This window comes from Roseovarius albus (genome assembly GCF_900172335.1).
Classification (GTDB): domain Bacteria; phylum Pseudomonadota; class Alphaproteobacteria; order Rhodobacterales; family Rhodobacteraceae; genus Roseovarius; species Roseovarius albus.
Genome location: NZ_FWFX01000001.1, coordinates 89052 through 112477, shown reverse-complemented (window position 1 = coordinate 112477; position 23426 = coordinate 89052). Strand labels below are relative to the sequence as shown.

The following is a 23426-nucleotide window of genomic DNA, read 5'->3' as shown; positions in this document are numbered from 1 at the left end:
AAAAACATTATGAAAGGGCCGGATTTTCCGGCCCTTTTTTTGTTTGAAAATCTGCGCAAATCGGCGATGCAATTCTGTTCATTAAATCGTCATTTAAAAAATACGAATCTGATACAAACTCTTTCTATTTGGGTGCGACCTGCACTGACCTGATGCGAAGCAGGCTTCGTCAGGCCTTTTCGAATTCGCTCGTCTGTTCGGCCATTGGTCGTACTCTTGATAAAGGATCTACCCAGATGACACCTTCATTCACCCGTCGTGGTTTTCTGAAATCCACAGCGGCCACTGCGATGGCCGCCTCGGTTCCCTTTGCCCCCGCTGCTGCTGCGCCTAAGCGCGGTGGGCATTTTCGTGCGGGCATGGCGGCCGGTCAGACAACCGACACCCTGAACCCAGGGACATGGGACAACAGCTTTACCGTTTCCATGGCCTATGCCGTGCACGGCTATCTGACCGAAGTTGCGGCTGATGGCAGCCTGAAGCCCTTGCTGGCCGAAAGTTGGGAAGCAGCGGATGGCGCGGCGACGTGGCATCTGAAAATCCGCGACGGCGTGGCCTATCACAGCGGCCAAACTGTAACGGCAGAGGATGTTGTAGCCTCGTTGAACTTCCACCGTGGCGAAACCTCGACCTCGGCTGCAAAGCCATTGCTAGCGCCGGTGGTTGATATCTCGATTGAAGGTGGAAACACCGTTGTCATCAAACTAGATGCTGGCAATGCGGACTTCCCATTCATCCTGTCCGATTACCACATGCCCATTTGTAAGATCGAAGGCAACAGCATCGATTGGAAATCCGGTGATGGTTGCGGAAGTTACGTTCTGAAGAACTTCAGTCCCGGTGTTTCCGCAACGTTGGAAAGGAACCCGAACCATTGGAAAAGCGATATTGCATTCTTCGACAGTATTGAGCTTCTGACCCTGCTGGACCTGAACGCGCGCACCACGGCGATGATCTCGGGTGATGTGGATGCGATTGACCGTCTGGATCTAAAAACGGTTGCCCTGCTGGGACGCAAACCCGGTGTTCAAATCAATTCGGTTGCAGGCAACCAGCATTACACATTCGCGATGAATGCGGGCATGGACCCGTTCAGCGAAAACCACGTGCGCATGGCACTGAAGCACGCAATCAACCGCGAAGAACTGGTTGAGAAGATTCTGTTTGGCTATGGTTCGGTCGGGAACGACCACCCGATTGGCAGCGGGCAGCGTTTCTTCAACAGCGAGTTGGCGCAAACACCCTATGACCCGGACAAAGCCAAGTGGCATCTGTCGCAAGCGGGTATAGACGGTTTGGATATTTCCCTATCGGCGGCCGATGCCGCCTTTGGCGGGGCGGTTGATGCGGCCGTGTTGTTCCAGAACTCAGCAAAACCGGCAGGTATTCAAATTGATGCCATACGCGAGCCAAATGATGGTTACTGGTCTGATGTTTGGATGAAAAAGCCATTCACTACCGTGTATTGGAGCGGCCGCCCAACCGAAGACCAAATGTTTTCGCTCACCTATCAATGTGGAGCGGCGTGGAACGACGGATTCTGGTGCAACGAACGTTTTGACAAACTGCTGATCAAGGCCCGTTCTGAACTGGACGAGACCAAACGCCGCGAGATGTATTATGAAATGCAGACGACGCTGAACCAAAACGGCAGCACCGTGATTCCGATGTTCGCCAATTTCGTCTTTGCCAACACGGACAAAGTTGGGCATCCGGAACAGCTGGGATCGAACTGGGATCTGGATGGACAGCGCTGGCTTGAGCGTTGGTGGTTCGTCTGATCCAACTTTAATAATAGTTAAGGGCCGGTCTACGGCCCTTTCTTTATGGCGCGAATATGTTCATATCTCTGGTGTGCCGATGGCTTGGTGCTTATGCTGGCGGATTAGATGGGATAGTCCTGAGATATGAAGATTTTACTGGCAGAAGATGACCCGAAATCAGCCGAGTACATTCGGAACGGGCTCATTGAGCAGGGCTTTGCAGTGGACTGGGTCACGGATGGGCGCGAGGCGTTAACCCATTGCCTGTATAACGAGGTCGATCTCGCAATCGTTGACCGGATGATGCCGGGGATGGACGGCCTTTCTGTCGTTAAGGCTCTGCGCGTGTCGAAAAGTGACCTGCCGGTGATTTTCCTGACGGCCTTGTCGGATGTGGATGACCGGGTTGAAGGGTTGATGGCCGGCGGCGATGACTACATGACAAAGCCGTTTCACTTTTCCGAGTTGATGGCACGCATTACGGCCTTGTCACGCCGCCCCAAGCAAGCCTCCCAGCACACTTCTTTGAAAGTGCATGATCTGGAGCTGGATTTGTTGAGTCGGACGGCAATACGGCAGGGACAAGTAATCGACCTGCTGAACAAGGAATTTGCACTACTGCAGCTTCTGATGGAGGCACCGGGCCGAGTGATCAGCCGGACGATGATCTTGGAGAAGGTCTGGGATTTCACTTTTGATCCGGGCACCACAGTGGTGGAAACTCACATCAGCAAGCTGCGCCAGAAGGTTGATAAACCGTTTGATGTGGCGCTGATCCAGACCGTGCGCAACATGGGATATACGATCCGTGCGCCTCGCTAGTCTGATCACCGGCGAGCCATTCAAGGCCGCAATCCGCGTCTGGGTGGTGTTTGTTGCGCTATATGCGCTGAGTGGGTTCATTCTGGTGCGAGCGGTGGAAAATACACTACGCTCCGATCTGGTGGGACAAACGCGGGCTGAAACATTGCTGTTGCAAAATATCTACCAGACCAAAGGTCGCCGCGGGCTGGTACGCGCGCTTCAGGATATTGAGCGCAGCATTCAAATTCCCGACCATGCCGCTGGTCTGTTTGACGAAAACGGAATCCGCCTGACCGGCGCAATTTCCGTTTTCCCTGACTTTGTGGGTGTAGAGCGGCGAGAATTGCATACGCTGACACGCGGCCGGTTGACGGGGCAGTATTTTCTGAATGTGCAGCAATTTGACAGACTGACGTTGGTCGTGGGCCGTAATGGGCAGATTGTTGATAAAGCCGAGGATCGATTGACGCTTTGGCTGACACTGTTTGGTGTGGCCTTATCGACCGTCATTCTGACATTCGGTTTATGGGCCAGCCGGACCTCGCTGATGCGTCTGCAGGGTATGGAACAGGCGTTGCGACAGGTGTCTGGCGGCGATCTGACCGCACGCCTACCCGTTAATCAAAGCGATGATCAATTTGACCGGATCGCGGTGCAGATGAACCAAAACCTTGATCGTCTTGCGCGACTTATGACCGGGATGAAGTCCACCGCATCAGCAGTGGCGCATGATCTAAAAACGCCACTGTCTCATGTGCAAATTTCCCTAATGCAGGCGGTAGATGCGGCCGAAGCCCAACGTGACCCCCTGCCCGAGCTGGATGCGGCATTGTCTGAAGTTGAATCTCTGAATGCGGTGTTTGAAACCGTGCTGCGGATTTCTCGCATTCAGGCCACTTCGGACAAAAGCAAATTCAAGCAGATTGATCTAATGGCACTGGCCGAAAAGCTGCGTGACTTCATGCAGCCCGCCATTGAACTACGTGAACAGGAAATCAAGTGTAGCGGTGAACCCCTCTCGGTTCAGGCTGACCCTGATATGATCCAGCAATTGCTGGTCAATCTAATCAACAACGCCTCGGAGCATTCTCACAAGGGCACACAGATTACCATCGACGTACAACCGGTTGATGGAGCTGCGATTTTATCCGTACAGGACAATGGTCCGGGCATCCCAGAGACAGAGCTGGACAAGGTTTTGGATCCCTTTGTGCGGCTCGACAGCGCTCGTACAAAAGGTGGCAGCGGTTTAGGGCTGTCCTTGGTGCAGGCAATTGCTGAACACCATAACGCCGAGCTTTCGCTCACCAACTTAAATCCTGGACTGAACGTCGCGCTGCAGTTTCCAGTTCAACATGCCACTTCAAGTTAAACGCAAAACACCACCTAAGTTGGACACGCAATGACCCTCTTTAACCCCGACAATCATACACTCAGCGAACGTCACAAAGCTATTTACGCATATTGCGAACTTGCTTATACGATTGTCGACTTTTCAGCGGCCACGCTCTTTGTCATCGGCAGCATTTTGTTTTTCAACGAAGAAACAACTTATGTGGGAACTTGGCTATTTTTGGTTGGCTCGATATTGTTTGGCCTTCGACCAACAATAAAATTGTATCGCGAATTCGCATACATCCGTGCGGGGCGGTATGATCAGGTTTCAGGGAGCTGATGCGGATCGCTAGCTACAACATCCGGAAGGCTGTCGGGCTGGATTGGCGGCGCGACCCGGAGCGGGTCGTGGATGTGTTGGCCGAAATCAAGGCGGATGTGGTGGTACTGCAAGAGGCCGACAAACGCATCGGCACTCGGGCAGGTGTGCTCCCGCTGGAACGCATGTCGCAGGAACTGGGTTATGAATTGACGGAGGTTGCGACACGTCCACAAAGCCACGGATGGCATGGCAACGCCGTGTTCTACCGAAGTGGGCTGAGGGCGGCAGAGACCACACGTCTGGATGTGCCCTCGGTCGAGCCACGCGGTGTGGTGGCAATTGAATTCGACACCCCTGCTTTTACTGTCTACGGTGTGCATCTTGGTCTGACGCCAGGTATGCGGCGCAAGCAAATGGCCACCATAGCGGCACATGCTTTGCAAACTGAAATGCCCGTGATCGTCGCCGGAGACTTCAATGAGTGGAAAACCAATCTTGGTCTCTTCGCTGAGAATTTCGATATCATCACGCCTGGCCCCAGTTTTCACGCTTCGCGCCCCTCGGCAGTTTTAGATCGCTTTGCCCTGCGTGGTCTGGTGAGATGCACGCGATCTTGGGTGCATAAATCGAACAATGCGCGTTATGCTTCTGATCATCTGCCGATTGTCATGGAATTTGAACTGGGTGGCTAAATGATAGGCGTGTTTCTTTTTCTCCATCTGGCCCTTGTCACGGCCTTCATGATCCGGATCTTGCTCCGCGAAGATGTGTCGCCCCCGGCCCGCTTGGCGTGGTTCATCATCCTGAACGTACTGCCCTATGCCGGGACCGCGATTTACTTCTTGTTTGGCGAGATTGACATCGGGCACAAAGCGAGAAAGCGCCATGATGAGATTTTTGCAAGCATCCGAAGTAAAGCCACCGCCTTTATGGGACGATCCGATGACGTTGCCGCGTTGATCGACCCGCTTTATCATGCTCCGTTTCGCTACGCCGCTTCGATCAATGGTTTTTTTCCGGTAGAGGGAAACCGCGCTGAACTGATGGCGAATGGGGGAGAAACACGCCAGCGATTGGTCGAGGACATTGATGCCGCGACCGATCACGTGCATGTTCTGTATTACATCTGGCTTGGGGACAATACTGGTACAGATGTTGCCCGGGCTTTAATCCGAGCCGCGAAACGCGGCGTGACTTGTCGTGCACTCGCCGATGGTTTGGGTTCACGTGTTTTGGTCAAGTCGGAGCTTTGGACGGAAATGAAACAAGCAGGCGTGCAACTGGCTGTCGCATTGCCACTGGATAGACCCCTTCGTACCATCCTGACCAGCCGATTGGACCTTCGCAATCACCGCAAGATCACTGTAATTGACGGGCGCATCACCTATTGCGGCAGTCGGAACTCGGCTGATCCGGAGTTTTTACCGAAATCTAAATATGCACCTTGGATCGATATCATGCTGCGGTTTGAAGGGCCTGTAGTGGCGCAAAACCAACTGCTTTTTGCCAGCGACTGGATGCAAGCCACCGGCGAAACATTAGAGCAGTTTCCGCTAATTGCTACACTGGTGGAGGGCGGTTTTCCAGCACAGGTCTTGGGTGATGGCCCGACCGAACGACGGGGTGCGACACCACAGATGTTTGCAAACCTGATTGCAAGCGCGCAGCACGAACTGACCCTGACCACGCCATACTTCGTACCCGATGCCACAGTGTTCGAGGCGCTTTGTGCCGCCGGACATCGCGGTGTCAAAGTCTCGCTCACCTTTCCTCAAAACAACGACAGCTGGATCGTTTCTGCCGCAAGCCGCAGCTATTATCGTAAGCTGCTGGAAGCAGACTGCGAGATTCACGAGTTCAAGGATGGGTTGCTTCATGCCAAGATCCTGACAATTGATAGCAAGATCAGCCTGATCGGGTCTTCAAATCTGGACCTGCGCAGTTTCGATTTAAACTATGAAAACAATATCTTGCTGCAGGATGCTGATACCACAGGCGCGATTTTCCAGCGTCAACAGGATTACATCGCCCGATCTGCACCTGTGACCCTGACGGATGTTTTGAACTGCGCCTATCACAAGCGCATTTGGTATAACGTGATCGCGACGATTGGGCCGGTTCTTTAAACCGGCCCCTATCCAGTTTTACGACAACATCCGGGTGCTTTTGGGATCATAGAATGGCGTCAGGCTGACCTCGGCCGGGATTTCACGGCCTTCGACCATGACGGTGTAATTGCCATTTGCGATGGCCTGTTTGTCGGTTGCCCCATCAGGCAAAGCAACATAGCACAGACCCACAGCTGACCCAACGATTTTGCCATAGGCCCCGGCAGTGACATAGCCGACCACCTGCCCGTCGCGCTGGACGGGTTCGTTGTGGTGCAAGAGCGGCTCAGGTTCGTTCAGTTTGACCGAACAGAGATACGGACCGGCCCCTTCCTCCTTGCGTGTCAGATAGGCGTCGCGCCCAATGAAGGGAATGTCCTTGCAGGGTTTACAGGCAAACTCCAGCCCGATCTGATGCGGTGATTCCGTATAAGCCATGTCATGCCCCCAATGGACAAAGCCCTTCTCAATACGCAGAGCATTAAGGGCCTCGCCGCCGATCAGGCGCAGGCCGTACTCTGCGCCCGCCTGCATCAGCTCTTCGAAGACATGTTCGGCAAAATCCGGGGTGACAAAGATTTCCCAACCCAATTCGCCTGAATAGGACAGACGTTGGGCGAAAACCTCGGCATGACCAATGTGGAAATGTTGGAAGCTGTTGAATTTGAACGTCTCGTTCGACAGATCGATATCGCAGACATTGGCAAGAACCTCGCGTGATTTTGGTCCCATAATGCCCAGCACGCCATAAGACGTGGTGGCATCGCGCAAGCGCACATCTTCGCCAGGTTGGATATTGTCGCGCAGGTGCAGATAGTCGCGCCGGGTGTGTGAGATCGAGCTCATCATCATGAAGCTATCGGCGGCGTGGCGGGCAACGGTGACATCGCTTTCGATCCCACCGCGCTCATTCAGCATCAACGTATAGGCCACCCGTCCGGGTTTCATCGCCGTGTTGTTGGTACAAATGCGTTGTAGGAAGGTTTCGGCATCGCGGCCCTCGACCATCAGCTTGCCCAACATGGAATAGTCGATCATCGCCACGGCATTGCGGGCGGCGTGTTGTTCCTCTTGCACAGTGTCGAACCAACTGGGGCGGTAGAAGCTGTGGTCATAGACCGGCGTGCTGCCAGCCGGGCCGAACCAACCGGGGCGTTCCCAGCCCTGCGCCTCGGCGAAACAGGCGCCTTGGGCCTTGAGGGCGTGGTGGAATGGGGTGCGACGCAGGTTCCGGGCAGTTTGGCGCTGGCGGCCGGGCCAATGCATGGCGTAGGTCAGCACAAGCGTTTCGGGGCAGCGTTCGCGCAGGTAGACATCGCGCGCTTGAAACTCTTCGCAGCGCTTGGGGTCCATTTCAGCCAGATCCATCGGGGGATGCCCCTTCATGATCCAGTCGGCCAGCGCCTTGCCCGCGCCGGGACCGGATTGAATGCCGGTGGAATTCACCCCCGCCAACACGAAATACCCTTTGATATCTGGCGCCTGTCCAAGGGTGAACCGGCCATCGTAGGAATAGCTTTCCGGCCCGTTGAAGAAGGTGCGAATGCCGGTTTCCTGCAACAGCGGCACCCGGTTCATCGCCAGTTCAAGCACCTCCATAACATCGTCTTCGACGACGGGCAGGCTGTCGAATTCAAAGGATTCCGGAATGCCACCCGTGGCCCATGGCTTGGCGTTGAAATGTGCAAAGCCAAACAGCAGCTTGCCAGCGTCTTCTTTCCAATAGGTGCCGTCGCAATATGAGCGCAGCACCGGTAGGTCACTTGGCAGATCTGGGATCGCCTCGGTCACTAGATAGTAATGCTCGCAGGCGTGCAGCGGGACGCCGACGCCGTTTAGTTGACCCAATTCGCGCGCCCACATGCCGCCGCAGTTGACCACAAAATTAGCCGTAATTGTCCCCTGCTCAGTTCGCACACCCCGGGCCTGCCCGTCTTCGACCAGCACCTGCTCGACCTTGATATGTTCAAAGATCTGCGCGCCGTGCATGCGGGCGCCTTTGGCCAGAGCGGTGGTCAAATCAATCGGGTTGGCAGAGCCGTCGGATGGCATGTAGATGCCGCCCAAGACGCCCTCGGGATTCATCAGCGGCCAGCGTTCCTTAATCTCGTCGGTACTCAGCGCATGTGCCTCGATCCCGAAGAGCGAGGCGAAATCGGCCTTGCGCTTAAGCTCAGCATGGCGCTCTTCGTTAATCGCGATTGAGATAGAACCGGATCGGCGATACCCGGGGTTCTGGCCGGTCTCAGCTTCGATCTCTTCCAGCAACTCAATCCCATATTTGGCAAAGGCCGTGGTGGCGTGACTGCCCTGCAACTGCCCGACAAGACCAGCCGCATGCCATGTTGTGCCACTGGTCAGTTGTTTGCGTTCCAGCAGCACGACATCTTTCCAGCCTTCCTTGGCCAGATGATAGGCGACCGAGCAGCCGTGGATGCCACCGCCAATAATCACAACCTGCGCATGGCTCGGGAGTTGTTTTTGCATATTTGTCGTCCTGTCAGGAGTGTTATGCGTCAGCCAAGACGCGCAGTTGTTCACCGAAAAGCTGACCGGCGTTTTCATGCGTATCTTCGATGCCGGCGAGGCGCAGCAGATGCCATGCCAGCGCATGGTTGCTGGCCGTGACCGGTTTATTCAGCGCGCTCTCTGCCTGTTCAATGATGCTGGCCGCGCGCAAGCTGGTGCAGGAGATAAAAACACCGTCCACATCTGGAGATTGGCCGACTGAAATGGCGGCTTGCAGGATCGATTGTGGGTCGATCTTGCCGACCACCAGATCGCTTTGCTCGTAGAACGATCCCACGACCGTGACGTTGATTCCCGCTGCGTTGAACTTTGCCTGCATCGCTTCGGTCACTTCGGGCGAATAAGGTGTGAGCAAGCCGAGACGTTTCACGCCCAGCGCATTGAGCGCGGCCTTGGCAGCCGTGAGCGGGTTGGTTGAAGGCACGCCGGGGTGCGCCTCTTCTAAGATTTCCGCCACACGTTCTTCGCCGATGATGGTCGATGCAGACGTGCAGCCGTAAGCGATTGCGTTGAGGCCCATGTAGTCCGGCAATAGCTTTGCCGCGACGGGCAGTTCTGCTTCCATCCGCCCCAAGGTCTCGGGGGTGACAGTCACGTCATTGGCCAGGCGTGAATGGTAGACCGACACACCGGGCAGATCGGTCAGCGCCCGGAATTCCCATTCCATCGTCTGATCGGATTCCAGCACCAGCAGGCCAATGCGGGCGCGGTCACCTGCGCCTGCATCAGTGGTAAAATCAAAGCGTTCAACACGCGCGCTCTTTTGGGTCATATCATCCCGCCTCGGCCATCTCTTGCTGTGCAAAGAACGACGTGTCTTTCGGCACTTCTGGCAGCGCCATGTCATAGGGTGTGCAGCGCACGCGGCCTGAAGCCTCGCCACGCACCACTTCATGTGTCAACGTGCTGGGCAGGTGGTTGGGGCTCAGCTCAATCGCGTCTTCAGCATAGTAGGTTGAGATATAGAGCGTACGGGAGTTATCTGACAGGTTCGGGGCAGAACCGTGCAGCAGGCGCGCATGCATCAGGCAGACGGACCCCGCCTTACCGGTGCATTTGATGACGTTGTCCTTGTGCTGGTCTTTGACCTCATCCGCCACAGCCCCGGTAAAGACGCCATTGTGCCAATGGGAATAAAGCGGGCCAGTGTGGGTGCCGGGCACAACCTCAAGCGGGCCGTTTTCAAGCGTGACATCATCGACGAACAACAGGCAGGTGATGATGTCATCATTTGTCATCGGCTGAAACGGAAAGTCCTGATGGAATTTCACTTCGGTCGCAGTGCCGGGGAGTTTTGAATTAACCTTGCCATGGTGAAACCGCAGCGCGGGGCCGATGAGGTCAGCGCAGTAGTCCACGGTGCGGGCGTTGCGCATGATGTCGGCGTAAACTTCCGAGACCTCCTCGGGCGACTGTACGCGGCGCAGACCAGGAATCTCGGTTGTGTGGCCCGGTTGCAGGTCAAATCGGGGGCGGCCATCCATGGTTTCGCCGTAGTCGTCGGTGTGTGCGCGGCTTTCGTCGACCCATTCGGCAAACACCCGGCGCAGGTCGGCCAGTTGTTCGGGCGTCACGGCATCCTCGATGACGATCACACCATCGCGCCAGAACTGATCTTTTTGATCCCGAGAAAGCAAAGACATCGCCAAATCCTCCCTTATGGCCTATCTGGTCTATACCAGCGATTCATCTTGGTATATACCAGAGATCACAAACTGCAAAACAAAATTGCGAGAGCGCATAAAAATGACAAATACACATGCCCTGCCTGTCTTTCGCCAGATCGTGGACGACCTGAAACGCCAGATCGCCGATGGGCAGCTGACAGAGCATGCGGCCCTGCCCTCGGAACGGGTGATTGCAGAGCTGCACGCTGTCAGCCGGATGACAGCACGGCGGGCGCTGGAGGCGGTGGAGGCTGAGGGACTGGCCTATAGCAAGAGACGACAGGGGCGGTTCGTATCGCCGAAACGGTTAATGTATGACGTGGGCAGCATGGCCAACTTTGTGGCGGGTGCCGCGGCGCAGGGCATTGAAATTGAAATGGAATTGCTGGAAAGCACGACGATCCAAGCGAGCGGAACACTGGTTGAAACACTGTCGGCTGCGCACGGAACAAAGCTGTATCAAAACACCCGCCTTATCCGCAGCAAAGGCCATTCCATATTCGTCGAAACCGAGACGGTAATTGCAGAACGCTGTGCAGCCCTGTGGCCCGGTCCCGACAACGTGGACCTGCAGCGCCAGCGTTATAGCCCACTTGGTCATACCGCCGAGATCGTGATCCGCATGTGTGCGTTGGAACCCGATCCTGCACGCCTGCTGGGGGCGATGCCCTATCAGGCCGGGATCGAACAGGAGCAGCTCTCAAGGGATGAAAGTGGTGCGCCGATTTGTTTCAGTCACCAGATCTGGCGAGGAGAGATGGCGCAGTTTTCAGCGACAGCGATCATTTCAAGGTAACTCTATACCGTGATTTCTAAGGAAAAACGAGTGCCTCAAGAGGCCTCAAGTAGAGGGGGCTTTTATAGACATCTGACAGGCCGACGAAACTGGCCGACCTGTCTGCAAAGGACTTACAGCTAACCTGATCAGGTCGCGGTGTTACCCGAACGGGCAGCCACTACATCACCAAGAAGCGCCTGGATCTTGGTCGCTGGCATTTGCATCACGCCAGCTAGTTTGCCGACAAATTGCTGCTCTTTGCTGTCCAGTTTTCCATCTGCAACCGCAACGAACAACACGCCGCGCATCATCACTTCTTTTTCATCCTCGGTCCGGCCTGCGACAAGGCGTTTATAGTCTTGATCCGTAAGATTACTTTCAGCCAGTTTCGCCATCTCGGCAACACGCTTGGGATCGATCTTTTCGCCGGTCATTTTCTGTGCAGCTTCGGCAATTTCTATCAACTCTGAAGGAGACACATGCCCATCCGCTTTGGCGGCGTGACACATCGCATCAAGAATCGCGATTGCCGCCGGAGACGCATCCCCCATCAAATCCCGTCGCGCCGATTTGCGCCCGGCCTTTCGACGCAGTTTTATTCCGATCAACGCGACCAAACCCGCGATGATAGCCCAGGCCCAATAGGGAATTGCCAATCCTGTTTTTACTTGTGGTTCGTCCGGAACCTCAGAAGAAATCACTCCGCTCATTTTGAATACCTTCAATTGATCAGAGGTTACAGGGATATAGCTGCTCGCATCACAACGATTTTCTGCCAGAGCATAACCTTTTTGTGTTCGCCAAACATCAAGAAATAATACGTTTTGGGTTTTCACCAGAACGCATAATGCAAGCGGAGATCCATTCTCACCTGGCATCGACGTCATCTCTACAAATTCGAGGCCCTCTGAATAACCTGACCCCCCGCCCCGGCGCGCCTCGGCGTCTTGCGCGCCAAAAATTTGAAATCCGAGCGCCATCAATAATACGTAAATAGGCCGCATGATTTATCCTTAATTATGTAATCAACTCAATTCATTCACCTTATGAGTGTGGCGCTAATATGGCCTAGTAAGGGTCTTGTTTTTCTGCGCCAATTTCTCTGGGCCAAAATTGCCTTTTCATGCCTCCAGATCCTTCATCGAAGGTGCGCATTGAAGCTTGAATTAAACTCAACGCACCGGCCCTCTATGCAAAGCGACCAAACCTAAAATTGCCCGAAAATCTAAGTTCAAGAATTTTTAAACTTCACACGAAGTGTAGAACAACCTGCCCCCCTATTTGAAGATCACACTCAAGTAGGAGACACAAAAATGAGATTTTCAGGCAAGACAACGGGCGCAGGCATCGCAGCCCTCATGGCCGCAACCGCAATGACCCCGGCGCTGGCTGCCGCTCCGATTGGCAGCGGGTTTGCTGATCTCGTCGAAACTGTAAGCCCGGCGGTGGTTTACGTCGAAGTGACCACCAAGGCAGAAACATCGGCTGATGCGAACACGCCCCAAATGGATCCGCGTTTTGAAGAGTTCATGAAACGCTTTGGCGATCAAATGCCACAAATGCCCAAAGGCAGCACCCCAAGTCAGGGCCTGGGTTCTGGGTTCATCATCTCTGAAGACGGGCTGATCGTGACAAACCATCACGTCATCGCCAATGCCGAAACCGTCTCGGTCACGTTGGCAGATGGCACAGAAATTGACGCGCAAGTGATCGGTTCCGACCCCCTCACGGACATCGCGCTGATTGATATCGAAGGTGACGGTTATGATGCCGTGACATTCGGGTCATCAGACAGCATGCGCGTCGGCGAAGAGGTCATCGCGGTTGGCAGCCCCTTCGGGTTGGAAGCCACGGTGACCTCGGGGATCATTTCCGCCAAATCACGCAATATCAATTCGGGTCCGTTTGATGACTACATCCAGACCGATGCTGCGGTGAACCGTGGCAACTCGGGTGGCCCTCTTTTCAACATGCAGGGCGAAGTAGTCGGGGTAAATACCGCAATATTCTCACCTGATGGTGGCTCGGTCGGTATTGGCTTTGCTGTTCCTTCGGATCTGGTCACTGAGATCGTCGCCGATCTAAAGGAAGACGGTGAGATCGAGCGCAGCTGGTTGGGCGTGCAGATCAAACCAGTATCGGATGAAATCTCGCATGTGCTTGGCCTCAAGTCTGGTGAAGGCGTGATGATCGCAGAGGTGTTTGAGGACAGCCCAGCGCAAGCGTCGGGTCTTGAAACTGGCGATGTGATCTTGAAGTTCGGAGATAAAGACATCGAAGAACTACGCGATCTGACCAAAGTTGTCGCAACCAGCGAAGCCGGAGAAATCTCGCAAATCGAAATTTTCCGTGGTGGCCAATCCATGACATTGGATGTCACTTTGGAAAAGCGTGGCGATCAGAAAACCTGATCGTGCGGGCCGGGGTAAGGGTTTATTGTTGCTGCTTGTATGATCGCCCGGCCCGAATTCCGACCTATTAAAGATATGGCGATAGGGTGGCAATCGTCATTGAGGCCGGAATAATAAAGTGGTCAGACAACTGACCACTGGATTGGCCACAGTCCAACAGGGGCCAAGGGCTGGCGGTGCGCAAGCGCCGTCAGTCTGTTTTTGTTGGGCTATCGCCAAAACACGAAGGAAAAGTGGCTTTACTACGCTTGATCCGACGGTTTGTCAGTTGACACAGGTCAATATGTCAAAGGCTCATTATGCGTAGGTTTACCCCAAAACGAGGGAGGCCATGATGAGAAGTCACATTCTAAATCTGTTTATTGTTGGAATTGGGATCACAGCACTGAGTGCATGCACCACGGACACCAGCAACGAGATGCCTACGCGCGCAGATGGGGCAGAGTTTTTTTCTGCCAATTGTGTTTCGTGTCATGGATCCGATGCAAAAGGCGATGGCCCGGCTGCGACTGGTTTACCCGCCGCTCCACCAGATCTGACACTGTTGAGCGTGCAAAATGGGGGTGAGTTCCCTCAAACACAGACCCTGAGCTACATCTATGGTGACCCGGAAAAAAGCCATCTGGCACGTGTCATGCCTGAGTTCGGCGAGGACATGGCCCTTGACCTTGTACCGGTTGAGCTTGATGGCGTGCTAACGCCTACCCCACGTGAACTGGCAGGCCTGTTGTTTTATCTGGAAAGCATTCAACAGTAACGATGTACGTTCAGATTTGAGCGCGACACAGCAATGACTAAAAACTTCAAGTCTTTGTCGCGACCACATCCGGAGTAATCGCCCGGCGTTTGAGGATCATTTCGCGCCAACTGATAAAACTAATTGCGGCAACGATCAGCAAGCCGCCCAGAATGACATAGGGATCAACACTTTCGCCGAAGAACACCAAGCCGACGAGTACCGCCCAGACCAGTTGAAGGAACGTGACGGGTTGGGTGACCGCCAAAGGGGCGGCGCGAAAGGCTAATGTCATGGTGTAGTGCCCGCCCGTGGCCAATGCGGCGACGCCGAACAAGACCAGCAGTTCAAAGCCGTTGGGTGTGACCCAGTTCATTGCCGCCAACGGAGCAAGGCCAATGGTAACAACAATGGACAGCATCGCCACAACGATGGCCGCGCTATAGCGGTCTGAGAGCTTCTTGGCCAAGAGGTACGAACCGCCAAAGGAAATCGCAGTGAAGAGCATCGCGATATGGCCGGGGCCGACCTCGCGAAATCCGGGACGCAGAATAATCATTGCTCCGATCAAGGCCACACCGATGGCAGCCATCCGGCGGAAGGCCAGTTTTTCGCCCAGAAACAGAGCGGCCCCAATAGTAACATAGATTGGTGCCATATAGTTCATGGCTGTCACATCGGCGATCGGGATGCGCGCCATGGCATAGAACCATGCGGCGACACCAAATGTGTGAACAAAGCCCCGCGCCACGAAAAGCCCCAAGGAGGTGCGATCCATCTGCGACGATCTAAGTGGCCCAATCATCGGAATCAAAAACACCAGCCCAAGGAAATAGCGTAAAAACGCCGCCTCAGCCGCCGGAATGCGCGTGCCCATGGATTTCACCAAAGCAGTGACACCCACAAACAGCAGGCCGGTCACCACCATCCAGAACACGCCTTTGAGGGGCTGAGAGGTTGCTTCAGAACTCATTCCCAAATGAATACGCCCCAAGACGGGAATGTCGAGGTATCAATTGGTTAATCGAAGTCGATGAATAGATCTTCTAGCACAGCATCCCAGTTTTTATTTGCATTCAGCAACTCGGGGTGCTCTCGAATTTGATCATTCAAGTCCATGACATAGTAAGATCGAGTTTGTGACCGATCAAATCTTTTCCAATCCCTACCGTCTGAAGCAATAAACAATGCCTGCCGCATATCTTCTTTGGCGGCATCTTGTTGCTCAAGTTCACTCAACGCTATGGCACGATGGAAATATGGACGAGACAGAGTTCGCCTTTTCCCATAACTCCCTCCTTTAAAATTAAGTGTAAAATTGCAAAATCTGAGCTTACGTTCAAAATCTCTCATTTCTTTACTGCAAGCAGACGAAGAAAGAGAACTGGCGAAAAACAGAGGTATAAAAATCATCAAGAGAACAACAACGATCATCCATAGTTTTTGTTCCAAACTATGTGATTGCGTTGCTTTCTTTGAATCCACTATTTACTCCCTTTCCCCACGTTCTCGGCAAAGGCGGTTTTGAACGCCTCTTGCTGCTGTGGGCTGGCGTCGGTTTGATAGTTGGCTTTCCATTCATCCATGGTCATGCCGTAGAAAAGCTCTCGCGCCTCATCCTTGGACATCTCGATGCCGCGCTCGTTGGCGGCCTCTTGGTACCAGCGGCTCAGGCAGTTGCGACAGAAACCAGCAAGGTTCATCATATCGATGTTCTGCACGTCGGTGCGTTTTTCCATCAGGTGCGCGCGCAGGGTGCGAAAGGCGGCGGCTTCCAGCTCGATCTGGGTTTGGTCGTCCATGGGTCTCTCCTTCAATGCTTACAAGATGCGCTTGAGGTAAGGCGGTTTCAAGTCATCAAGGCGCACGCTGATACTGCCGATCTCGGGCAGCTCTTTGTCCAAAGCGTCCAACACCATTTGCGCTATGCCTTGGCGAACTTCATCACTACGGCCGGGCAACAGCAATAGCGTGGCGTGCACAAAGCTTTGCGGTTCTACCCCGATACGCGAGGCGGAGGCGGCAATGGTGCGGACACGCACGGTTTCGGGACCGGTGACAGGCGGATGCGCCACAACATGGTTCCACATGGTATCGCAGAGCGCCTGCAGGTTATGATCTTTTCCCAGGTCAGCAGAATGCTCAAGGATCAGATGTGGCATGGATCTCTCCGTTATACGCCGTCGTCGGCGGCTGCGGCTTTCAGGATCGGGGCAAGGCGACGCGCCCAATTGATCTGATCTTCTTCAGATTCGATCAGGTCATTACGCAGCTCGATCAGCGTGTTGGGGCGCTGGTGCGCAATACCGTGGCGCGCGATGGCATCGCCAGGCAGATGGCCGCCATAGGGTTCATTTGCTCCGACACAAAGATCGCCCCTTTCTTCCAAACGCTTGACCAGCGACACCGAAAGCCGTTCATCAGCAGCGTAAAGCACCCCGACATGCCAAGGGCGAGTGCCCTTCCCCTTCAGCGCCTTGGTGAAACTGTGCATTGAGACAATCACTGTATCCTCGCGCCGCGCGGCCAGTTCGGCCAAGGCGGTGTGATACGGGCGGTAGCATTTGTTCAGACGGTTTTCGCGTTCGGCATCACCCGCGTGGCGGTTACCCGGGATGATCGTGCCATCATAGAGCTTCATCAGCAGCGTCGGGTCATCCTCGCCCCGGTTCGGATCAATCACCAGACGCGAGAAGTTCGAACAGATCACCGGGCCATCCAGCAATTTTCCCAGCTCGCGTGCGACACCTGCTGCGCCAATGTCATATGCGATGTGGCGCGCCATATCCTCGGGTGCAATACCCAGGTCACCGCCGCTCACAAAAGGGGGCACATAGTTCGAGGCATGATCACAGGTGATCAGCCAGCGTGTCGGGCGATCTGCCCCATCGATGAAATAGGGTTGGTAGGTCATGGCGCTTTGTACGTTCATGGTCCTGCTCTAGGACAGATTTGCGACAATGTGAACAGGGTGCGCATTCACAAAAAACGTTAGCGTTAACGAAATTTCTGTGACAGAAGACGCTGAACTGTTGACAAGCCCCCGTCTGCCGCGCATGCCAGCGGCAAAAGACTAAGGAAAGACCTGCCATGAGACGCCATCGTAACGTCAAGATCGTTGCCACTTTGGGCCCCGCGTCCGAGGATTACAAAACCATCCGCGCCCTGCATGAAGCTGGCGCAGATGTGTTCCGCCTGAACATGAGCCATGGCAGCCATGAATCAATTGCTAAAAAGCACAAGATTATTCGCCAGATCGAAGAAGAGTTGGATAGCCCGATTGCGATCCTGGCCGACTTGCAGGGGCCAAAACTGCGCGTTGGCACCTTTGCCAATGAGGCCGAAGAATTGGTGCCTGGCGCGACGTTCCGTCTTGATCTGGATGAGACACCGGGCGATGTGACCCGCACCTGCCTGCCCCACCCTGAGATTTTCGCTGCCCTTGAGCCGGGAGCAAGTCTGCTGGTTAATGACGGTAAGATTCGCCTGCGCGTCACGGCCTGCGGCGCAGATTTTGCCGAGACCGAAGTTGTCATTGGCGGCACGATTTCGAACCGTAAAGGTGTAAATGTCCCAGATGTGATGCTGCCTTTGGCTGCTCTGTCAGACAAAGACCGTGCCGATCTGGAATTTGTTTGCGAGTTGGGTGTTGATTGGCTGGCGCTCAGCTTTGTGCAACGCCCTTCAGATGTGGAAGAGGCGCGCGAACTCGTCAAAGGTCGTGCGGCGGTTCTAAGCAAGATCGAAAAGCCTTCGGCTGTTGAAAGCTTCTCGGACATTCTTGCCGTGTCTGACGGCATCATGGTGGCCCGCGGCGATCTGGGGGTTGAACTGCCGGTGCAGAACGTTCCACCGATCCAGAAACGCCTGGTCCGTCAGTGCCGCGCCGCCGCCAAGCCGGTGATTGTGGCCACGCAGATGCTGGAATCGATGATCGAAAGCCCGATGCCGACCCGCGCTGAGGTCAGCGATGTCGCCACAGCGATTTATGAAGGCTCGGACGCTATCATGCTGTCGGCGGAATCAGCCGCGGGCAGCTATCCGATCGAAGCGGTCACCACCATGGACAACGTTGCCCGCGAAGTAGAGGCCGATCCAACCTATCGTCAAGTGATCATGGCATCGCGCCGTGTGGAGCGCACCACCGTGGCCGAGGGCATCGTTTCCGCCGCGCGCGAAATTGCGGAAGCCACAGATATCACCTCGATCTGCTGCTATACCCAATCAGGCACCACCGCATTATTGATTGCCCGCGAACGCCCGCAGGTGCCAATCCTTGCGCTGAGCAGCCTGCGCACCACCGCGCGCCGTCTCGCGCTGAGCTGGGGCGTGGACTGCGTGATGAGTGATGAGTTAGGCCGTTTCAAGCACGCGGTCATCGGTGCCGCCCGTGCCGCGCGTTCCCATGGCTATGCCACCGAGGACAGTCAGATCGTTGTTACCGCCGGTGTGCCGTTCAATGTGCCCGGCACCACAAACATTCTACGGGTCGCCCCTTGTCAGGAAAGTCTGATCTATCCCAATGAACCCGATGACGGCGTGTAGATTCACTTATGACGGCCCTTGCGCAATTGGAGACAAGCGCGTATAGGGCAGCTTCCTACCGCGCGTCCGGCCAACTTGGCATGCCGAGTCGCGCGTTCCCTACCGACCAAAGAGGAGCCGGAAATGCCTAAGATGAAGACTAAATCAAGCTGTAAAAAGCGGTTCAAGATTACCGCAAGCGGCAAGGTTAAGACAGCCCAAGCTGGTAAACAGCACGGGATGATCAAACGCACCAACAAATTCATCCGCAACGCCCGCGGCACCACAACACTCAGCGAACCTGATGCGAAAATCATCAAGTCGATGATGCCCTACGCGCGCTAAGGAGGATTTGAAATATGTCACGCGTTAAAGGTGGGGTAGTTACCCACGCCCGTCACAAAAAAGTCGTCAAAGCCGCCAAAGGCTACTATGGCCGTCGCAAGAACACCTTCAAGGTTGCACGCCAGGCTGTCGACAAAGCAAACCAATACGCAACCCGCGACCGTAAGGCGCGCAAGCGTAACTTCCGTGCATTGTGGATCCAGCGCATCAACGCCGCTGTCCGCAGCCACGACGAAGCTCTGACATACTCGCGCTTCATCAACGGCCTGTCACTGGCAGGTATCGAGGTGGACCGCAAAGTACTGGCCGATCTGGCCGTACACGAACCAGAAGCGTTCGGTGCCATCGTCGATCAGGCGAAAGGCGCTCTGGCATCATAAGCCAGTCGTTCGCGAGGGACTTGAAGACGCCGTTGGGAAACCAGCGGCGTTTTTGTTTGTGGCTAAGAAAGTTTCCCCTGACAGGCTTTGATCTATCCGGTTTTTGGCGCAATGGCTCTGCCGTGTTATAATTTTCCGATCATTTCATCTGAAGGGAGGGCGCAAAGATGCAACTTCGCTTCGTCTTGCAACTGCTCTTGCTGTATTTGTTCATTGTTTTACCCAGCCTATCCGTGGCTCAAAATTTGGTTAAACTCGCGCAGGCCGGAGATGTGGAAGGTCTGAAATCGGCATTGCCTGACGGCCCTGATCCGGAAGCTTTGATCAAGCCGATCTATTTTGCGGCCCAAAACGGGCAGGAAGAGGTCGTGACATATCTGCTGTCCGTCGGGGCCGATCCAGATTCAACAACTGACTTCGGCACAGCACTCGCAATCGCCGCGCGGAATAACCACACCGGGATTGTCACTGCTCTGCTCATATCGGGTGCGAATCCAAACCTACGCGGCGGGACGATTGGAGAGGCCCCGCTTCATATGGCCGCTGATCGCGGCGCAATCGAATCTGCGCGGCTTTTGCTGGATCACAATGCCGATGTAAACGCGGTGGCGGTGACCTGGGGCTGGCCCGCGATTCAATACGCCGCCTACAAGGACCGTACCGAGATGGTATCATTGCTTCGGGAAATGGGGGCCAAACCTGCCCCTGTTGAGCCACTGGAAACTGGAGAGCTCGAAGAAGCAGACCTTGAACAAGGTCGCCTACTGGCGATCGAATGCTCCGGATGCCATGCTCTGTCGCCTGACGACACCGGCTGGCGACAATATGGTGGCCCGAACCTGTTCGATGTCGTCAACCGGCCCAAGGCCTCGCAAGAGGACATCCCCTATTCCAAGGCGATGAAAGCGCAGACAGGACGCTGGACACCCGAAGAGTTGAACGTTTTTCTGGCAGATCCATTCAATACCGTTCCCGGCACCGACATGATCCGTGGCAGGCAACCTGATCGCGCCGCGCGGATTGCCATCATCGCCTACCTCACGCAACTGAACCCGTAACGGAGGATAAAAACGCCCTTCTGACGGGGTAACTTGCAGCCGGGCAGAGCCCGACCGCCACATGGGCTGACTCTGCCCGGCGCGCTAACGCGCTTGATTCCGGGCAAAGGTTGCTTTCTTGAGATTTACTCCGCTGCGACCAATGATTGCTCGTATTGGCGATCCTCTTCGGCCAGCCACAGCAAGAAGTCGTGGACGGTGCCCTCATAGTCGTCCCCTGCCAATGGGCCAGATTCAGCGTGGGCAGAATTGAGCGACACCTGCATGCGCTCCAGCTTCTCGCGGTCTTCGCGGTTCACATCCTCCCAAAGCGAAATGCGCTGTGCGATGGTCGCATCGTCCAGTTCATCCTCGTAAGTTGACATGGTCCATTTGACCTCGATCTCTTCTGGGCAGCGCGGGAAGATCATGAGCGACACCAGCAAAGTCGCCGCTTGACTGGCCACTTGGTTGGGGAAGCGGGCAAACAGGCTGGAGCGGCGGCGTTCAGCCTCGCTCAAACCCACTGCACCTTGGCCACGGGTCTCGGTCGCATCAGGATAGTTTGCATTGTAGCTGGTAAAACCTGGACCGCTGGCGGCTTTCTTGGCCATGCCTGTTGGAGTGTAGCCATGCAGGGTTTGAGGGTGCACCACCGACAGGTGATAGCCTTCCATGAAGTTCTCAACCAGACATTTCCAGTTGGTTTTCCAAATCTCCTGCGCCGAATGGACTAGGCGGAACTTTTCAGTCTCATAGGGTGCGACCAGCGTGTCCAAAGCCTCGGCCTCCGACATCGGGCGCGCAACCGGATTCAGATTGCAATAGATGAATCCGCGCCAGATCGTGACGGCATAGCCGTGCAGCTTACATGACTTTGAATCAAAGCTCGAGTTTTCCATCCGTGGTGCGCGTAGCAAATCACCATCGCGGCCATAGGCCCAAGCGTGGTAAGAACAGATGAAACGTTTAACGTTGCCCTGCCCTTCGGCCAGCGGCATGCCGCGGTGACGGCAGACATTGGCCAGCACACGGATTTCATCATCATCGCCGCGCACAACGATCAGCGGTTCCTTGAGCACCTGAATGGTGAAGAAATCGCCGGGGTCCGGCACCTCGTCCACCCGGCCCAGACAATGCCAGCCATCTTTCAGAACATGCTCACATTCCCAATCGAAATAGGCCTGCGAAGTGTAGAATTTCCCCGGAAGGCCGCGCGGGCCATCCTTTGGCAGGGCGGCCAGCTCCTGCAATTCGCGCCGCATTTGAGCAACTTCAGTCATGTCATCCTCCCCTACCCTGTTGTCAGCTGTTCGCGTCGATGCGCGCCATCAAGTATTGCGCGAAATCATAATTTGGTCGTTCAAGGTGGCTCAGGTGGCCGGGCTCGGCCATGCCGGAACTGAGGCCATTGAACACCTTCTCCGTGCAACCGCGATCTTCGACATTCACATCATCAAGCAAAGTTTTGAGCGCGTCAAAATTCTGTTGTGCATCCGGATCATCCTTGAAGTCATTCGACATGCCGCCGCCAAAGCGAATATGCACCTTGCCGGGAGCAACCGGATGCAGCGACAGATACCAGAAGTAGCCCGGCGTCAAGGTGATCAGCAGACTGGGGTAGATCGCCAACAGATATGTGGTGCGACGCTCATCCCCTTGCAGGCGCGTATTGTTCGGATGCGCCATAGCAATGCGCAGCGATTCTTCTTTCAGAATAGTGTGGTAGTTGAAGGCCGGCAGGCCCGGTGGGCAAACCATGTCTTCCAACTTTGACAGACCGCCGATAGTGCCCGCGTGACACACCGGCAGGTGATAGCTTTCCATGAAGTTTTCGGCCAGCACCTTCCAGTTGGTGTCCCAAACGTGTTCTTCGTAGAACGCCTCGGTATAATTGGTCATGTCATAGCCACGGATCAGCTCCTCGACCTGCGACAGTTGTTCGGCCACTGGCGGGGCATCGATATTCAGGGTGATGAAGACCCAGCCGAGCCATTCCTCGCAGCGCACTTTAGGGAGCTTGTATTGGTCCTTGCAGAAGCCTTCGTTAAGGGTCATCGCGGGCGCACCGCGCAAGGAACCATCAAGGTTATACGTCCAAGCGTGATAGGGGCAGACGATGGACCGTGTATTGCCCTTGCCATGCAGCAAGGTCGACATCCGGTGCAGGCACACGTTCGACATCGCCTGCAAATTGCCGTCGCGGTCGCGGATCACCATAACCGGCTGCCCAGCCAGTTTTGCGGTGGCATAGTCACCGGGGTTTTTCAGGCTATCCGCGCGCCCGACACAGAACCAATCCTTGGCAAAGACCTGATCCAGTTCTTTTTGCATGAAATCGGGTGAGGTATAGACCTCGGGCGGCATAGCGCGGGCCTGCTCAAATGGCACCGCAGTGTTTGCGCGCAACGCCTCGACGGCGTCGATATGATCTTTGGCCATGACAGTCCTCTTGTCCTGAGCGTGGTATCAGAAATGTGGGACTGACACATGTTATGCCTGTCCCCTAGCAAGGAGCCCTTTGCTGAATCAGAGCAAACTACGCATTGAGTCCGGAATAAAGAAAAACCTCCCTAAGATTACTTAGGTAAAATCTAATCTTGTCACTCAAAAAAGCAGGACGCGACCGGAGCATGAATCGATACCTCACTGCAGTTAGGAATTTGATCGCAATGATTCTACTGTGC

Annotated in this window: 24 protein-coding genes; 13 read left to right on the top strand and 11 right to left on the bottom strand. The window is 55.0% G+C overall.

The features are described from left to right. Positions 1 to 236 precede the first annotated feature (236 nt). The 6 genes from ROA7450_RS00565 to cls all read left to right on the top strand — a co-directional run bounded on the left by ROA7450_RS00565 (position 237) and on the right by cls (position 6350). Positions 237 to 1781, top strand: coding sequence for an ABC transporter substrate-binding protein (locus ROA7450_RS00565; RefSeq protein ID WP_085803676.1), 1545 nt, complete (start codon positions 237 to 239; stop codon positions 1779 to 1781). Between the two features lie 126 nt (positions 1782 to 1907). After that, positions 1908 to 2585: a response regulator transcription factor gene (locus ROA7450_RS00560; RefSeq protein WP_085803675.1), complete on the top strand. Its 678-nt coding sequence runs from the start codon at positions 1908 to 1910 to the stop codon at positions 2583 to 2585. Further along, on the top strand, positions 2572 to 3939 hold the full coding sequence (locus ROA7450_RS00555; protein ID WP_085803674.1) for a sensor histidine kinase: 1368 nt from the start codon (positions 2572 to 2574) through the stop codon (positions 3937 to 3939). Before ROA7450_RS00560 ends, ROA7450_RS00555 begins: the two co-directional genes overlap by 14 nt. Positions 3940 to 3969: 30 nt before the next feature. Further along, complete coding sequence (locus ROA7450_RS00550; protein WP_085803673.1) at positions 3970 to 4242, top strand: YrhK family protein; 273 nt, start codon at positions 3970 to 3972, stop codon at positions 4240 to 4242. After that, a complete protein-coding gene (locus ROA7450_RS00545) occupies positions 4242 to 4916 on the top strand; it encodes an endonuclease/exonuclease/phosphatase family protein (RefSeq protein ID WP_085803672.1) in 675 nt (224 codons plus the stop codon). The genes ROA7450_RS00550 and ROA7450_RS00545 overlap by 1 nt, the downstream gene beginning before the upstream one ends. Continuing rightward, a complete protein-coding gene (cls, locus tag ROA7450_RS00540; RefSeq protein WP_143534305.1) occupies positions 4917 to 6350 on the top strand; it encodes a cardiolipin synthase in 1434 nt (477 codons plus the stop codon). Positions 6351 to 6368: 18 nt separating this feature from the next. Here cls and ROA7450_RS00535 read toward each other — a convergent pair whose 3' ends face one another. From ROA7450_RS00535 to ROA7450_RS00525, 3 genes are read right to left on the bottom strand one after another with little or no spacing between them, the layout of a single operon-like run. After that, entirely contained in the window at positions 6369 to 8819 is a 2451-nt protein-coding gene (locus tag ROA7450_RS00535; RefSeq protein WP_085803671.1) for a GcvT family protein, read from the bottom strand. A gap of 22 nt (positions 8820 to 8841) precedes the next feature. Further along, positions 8842 to 9633 carry a maleate cis-trans isomerase family protein gene (locus ROA7450_RS00530; RefSeq protein WP_085803670.1) on the bottom strand — a complete coding sequence of 264 codons (792 nt, stop codon included), beginning with the start codon at positions 9631 to 9633 and terminating at the stop codon, positions 8842 to 8844. A 1-nt stretch (position 9634) separates the two neighbouring features. Then, the gene (locus tag ROA7450_RS00525; protein WP_085803669.1) at positions 9635 to 10504 is read right to left on the bottom strand and encodes a phytanoyl-CoA dioxygenase family protein; all 870 of its coding nucleotides are present in this window, start codon (positions 10502 to 10504) and stop codon (positions 9635 to 9637) included. A gap of 103 nt (positions 10505 to 10607) precedes the next feature. Here ROA7450_RS00525 and ROA7450_RS00520 point away from each other — a divergent pair, with 103 nt between their 5' ends. Then, positions 10608 to 11324, top strand: coding sequence for a GntR family transcriptional regulator (locus tag ROA7450_RS00520; RefSeq protein ID WP_143534304.1), 717 nt, complete (start codon positions 10608 to 10610; stop codon positions 11322 to 11324). Positions 11325 to 11452: 128 nt separating this feature from the next. On the opposite strand, the gene ROA7450_RS00515 is transcribed toward ROA7450_RS00520, so the two are convergent. Beyond that, complete coding sequence (locus ROA7450_RS00515) at positions 11453 to 12016, bottom strand: tellurite resistance TerB family protein (protein ID WP_159453967.1); 564 nt, start codon at positions 12014 to 12016, stop codon at positions 11453 to 11455. A gap of 603 nt (positions 12017 to 12619) precedes the next feature. On the opposite strand from ROA7450_RS00515, the gene ROA7450_RS00510 reads away from it, so the two are divergent. After that, positions 12620 to 13717 carry a Do family serine endopeptidase gene (locus tag ROA7450_RS00510; protein WP_085803666.1) on the top strand — a complete coding sequence of 366 codons (1098 nt, stop codon included), beginning with the start codon at positions 12620 to 12622 and terminating at the stop codon, positions 13715 to 13717. 334 nt (positions 13718 to 14051) lie between these two features. Continuing rightward, on the top strand, positions 14052 to 14474 hold the full coding sequence (locus ROA7450_RS00505) for a c-type cytochrome (protein WP_234999362.1): 423 nt from the start codon (positions 14052 to 14054) through the stop codon (positions 14472 to 14474). Between the two features lie 46 nt (positions 14475 to 14520). On the opposite strand, the gene ROA7450_RS00500 is transcribed toward ROA7450_RS00505, so the two are convergent. From ROA7450_RS00500 to ROA7450_RS00480, 5 genes are read right to left on the bottom strand one after another with little or no spacing between them, the layout of a single operon-like run. Next, on the bottom strand, positions 14521 to 15426 hold the full coding sequence (locus ROA7450_RS00500) for a DMT family transporter (RefSeq protein WP_085803665.1): 906 nt from the start codon (positions 15424 to 15426) through the stop codon (positions 14521 to 14523). Positions 15427 to 15473: 47 nt separating this feature from the next. Next, positions 15474 to 15938, bottom strand: coding sequence for a hypothetical protein (locus ROA7450_RS00495; RefSeq protein WP_085803664.1), 465 nt, complete (start codon positions 15936 to 15938; stop codon positions 15474 to 15476). Then, positions 15938 to 16255 carry a DUF1244 domain-containing protein gene (locus ROA7450_RS00490; protein WP_085803663.1) on the bottom strand — a complete coding sequence of 106 codons (318 nt, stop codon included), beginning with the start codon at positions 16253 to 16255 and terminating at the stop codon, positions 15938 to 15940. The genes ROA7450_RS00495 and ROA7450_RS00490 overlap by 1 nt, the downstream gene beginning before the upstream one ends. A gap of 18 nt (positions 16256 to 16273) precedes the next feature. Further along, the gene (locus ROA7450_RS00485; RefSeq protein ID WP_085803662.1) at positions 16274 to 16615 is read right to left on the bottom strand and encodes a tautomerase family protein; all 342 of its coding nucleotides are present in this window, start codon (positions 16613 to 16615) and stop codon (positions 16274 to 16276) included. Positions 16616 to 16626: 11 nt separating this feature from the next. Next, positions 16627 to 17367 carry an N-formylglutamate amidohydrolase gene (locus ROA7450_RS00480; RefSeq protein WP_085804114.1) on the bottom strand — a complete coding sequence of 247 codons (741 nt, stop codon included), beginning with the start codon at positions 17365 to 17367 and terminating at the stop codon, positions 16627 to 16629. A gap of 176 nt (positions 17368 to 17543) precedes the next feature. On the opposite strand from ROA7450_RS00480, the gene pyk reads away from it, so the two are divergent. The 4 genes from pyk to ROA7450_RS00460 all read left to right on the top strand — a co-directional run bounded on the left by pyk (position 17544) and on the right by ROA7450_RS00460 (position 20760). Continuing rightward, complete coding sequence (gene pyk / locus ROA7450_RS00475; RefSeq protein ID WP_085803661.1) at positions 17544 to 18998, top strand: pyruvate kinase; 1455 nt, start codon at positions 17544 to 17546, stop codon at positions 18996 to 18998. Positions 18999 to 19121: 123 nt separating this feature from the next. After that, positions 19122 to 19322, top strand: coding sequence for a 50S ribosomal protein L35 (gene rpmI / locus ROA7450_RS00470; RefSeq protein WP_085803660.1), 201 nt, complete (start codon positions 19122 to 19124; stop codon positions 19320 to 19322). Between the two features lie 14 nt (positions 19323 to 19336). Then, positions 19337 to 19702, top strand: a complete 366-nt coding sequence (gene rplT, locus ROA7450_RS00465) for a 50S ribosomal protein L20 (protein WP_085803659.1) — start codon at positions 19337 to 19339, stop codon at positions 19700 to 19702. Between the two features lie 167 nt (positions 19703 to 19869). After that, positions 19870 to 20760: an ankyrin repeat domain-containing protein gene (locus ROA7450_RS00460; RefSeq protein WP_085803658.1), complete on the top strand. Its 891-nt coding sequence runs from the start codon at positions 19870 to 19872 to the stop codon at positions 20758 to 20760. Positions 20761 to 20885: 125 nt separating this feature from the next. On the opposite strand, the gene ROA7450_RS00455 is transcribed toward ROA7450_RS00460, so the two are convergent. Continuing rightward, the gene (locus ROA7450_RS00455) at positions 20886 to 22022 is read right to left on the bottom strand and encodes an aromatic ring-hydroxylating oxygenase subunit alpha (RefSeq protein WP_143534302.1); all 1137 of its coding nucleotides are present in this window, start codon (positions 22020 to 22022) and stop codon (positions 20886 to 20888) included. A 22-nt stretch (positions 22023 to 22044) separates the two neighbouring features. Beyond that, positions 22045 to 23181, bottom strand: a complete 1137-nt coding sequence (locus ROA7450_RS00450; RefSeq protein ID WP_085803657.1) for an aromatic ring-hydroxylating oxygenase subunit alpha — start codon at positions 23179 to 23181, stop codon at positions 22045 to 22047. Positions 23182 to 23426 lie beyond the last annotated feature (245 nt).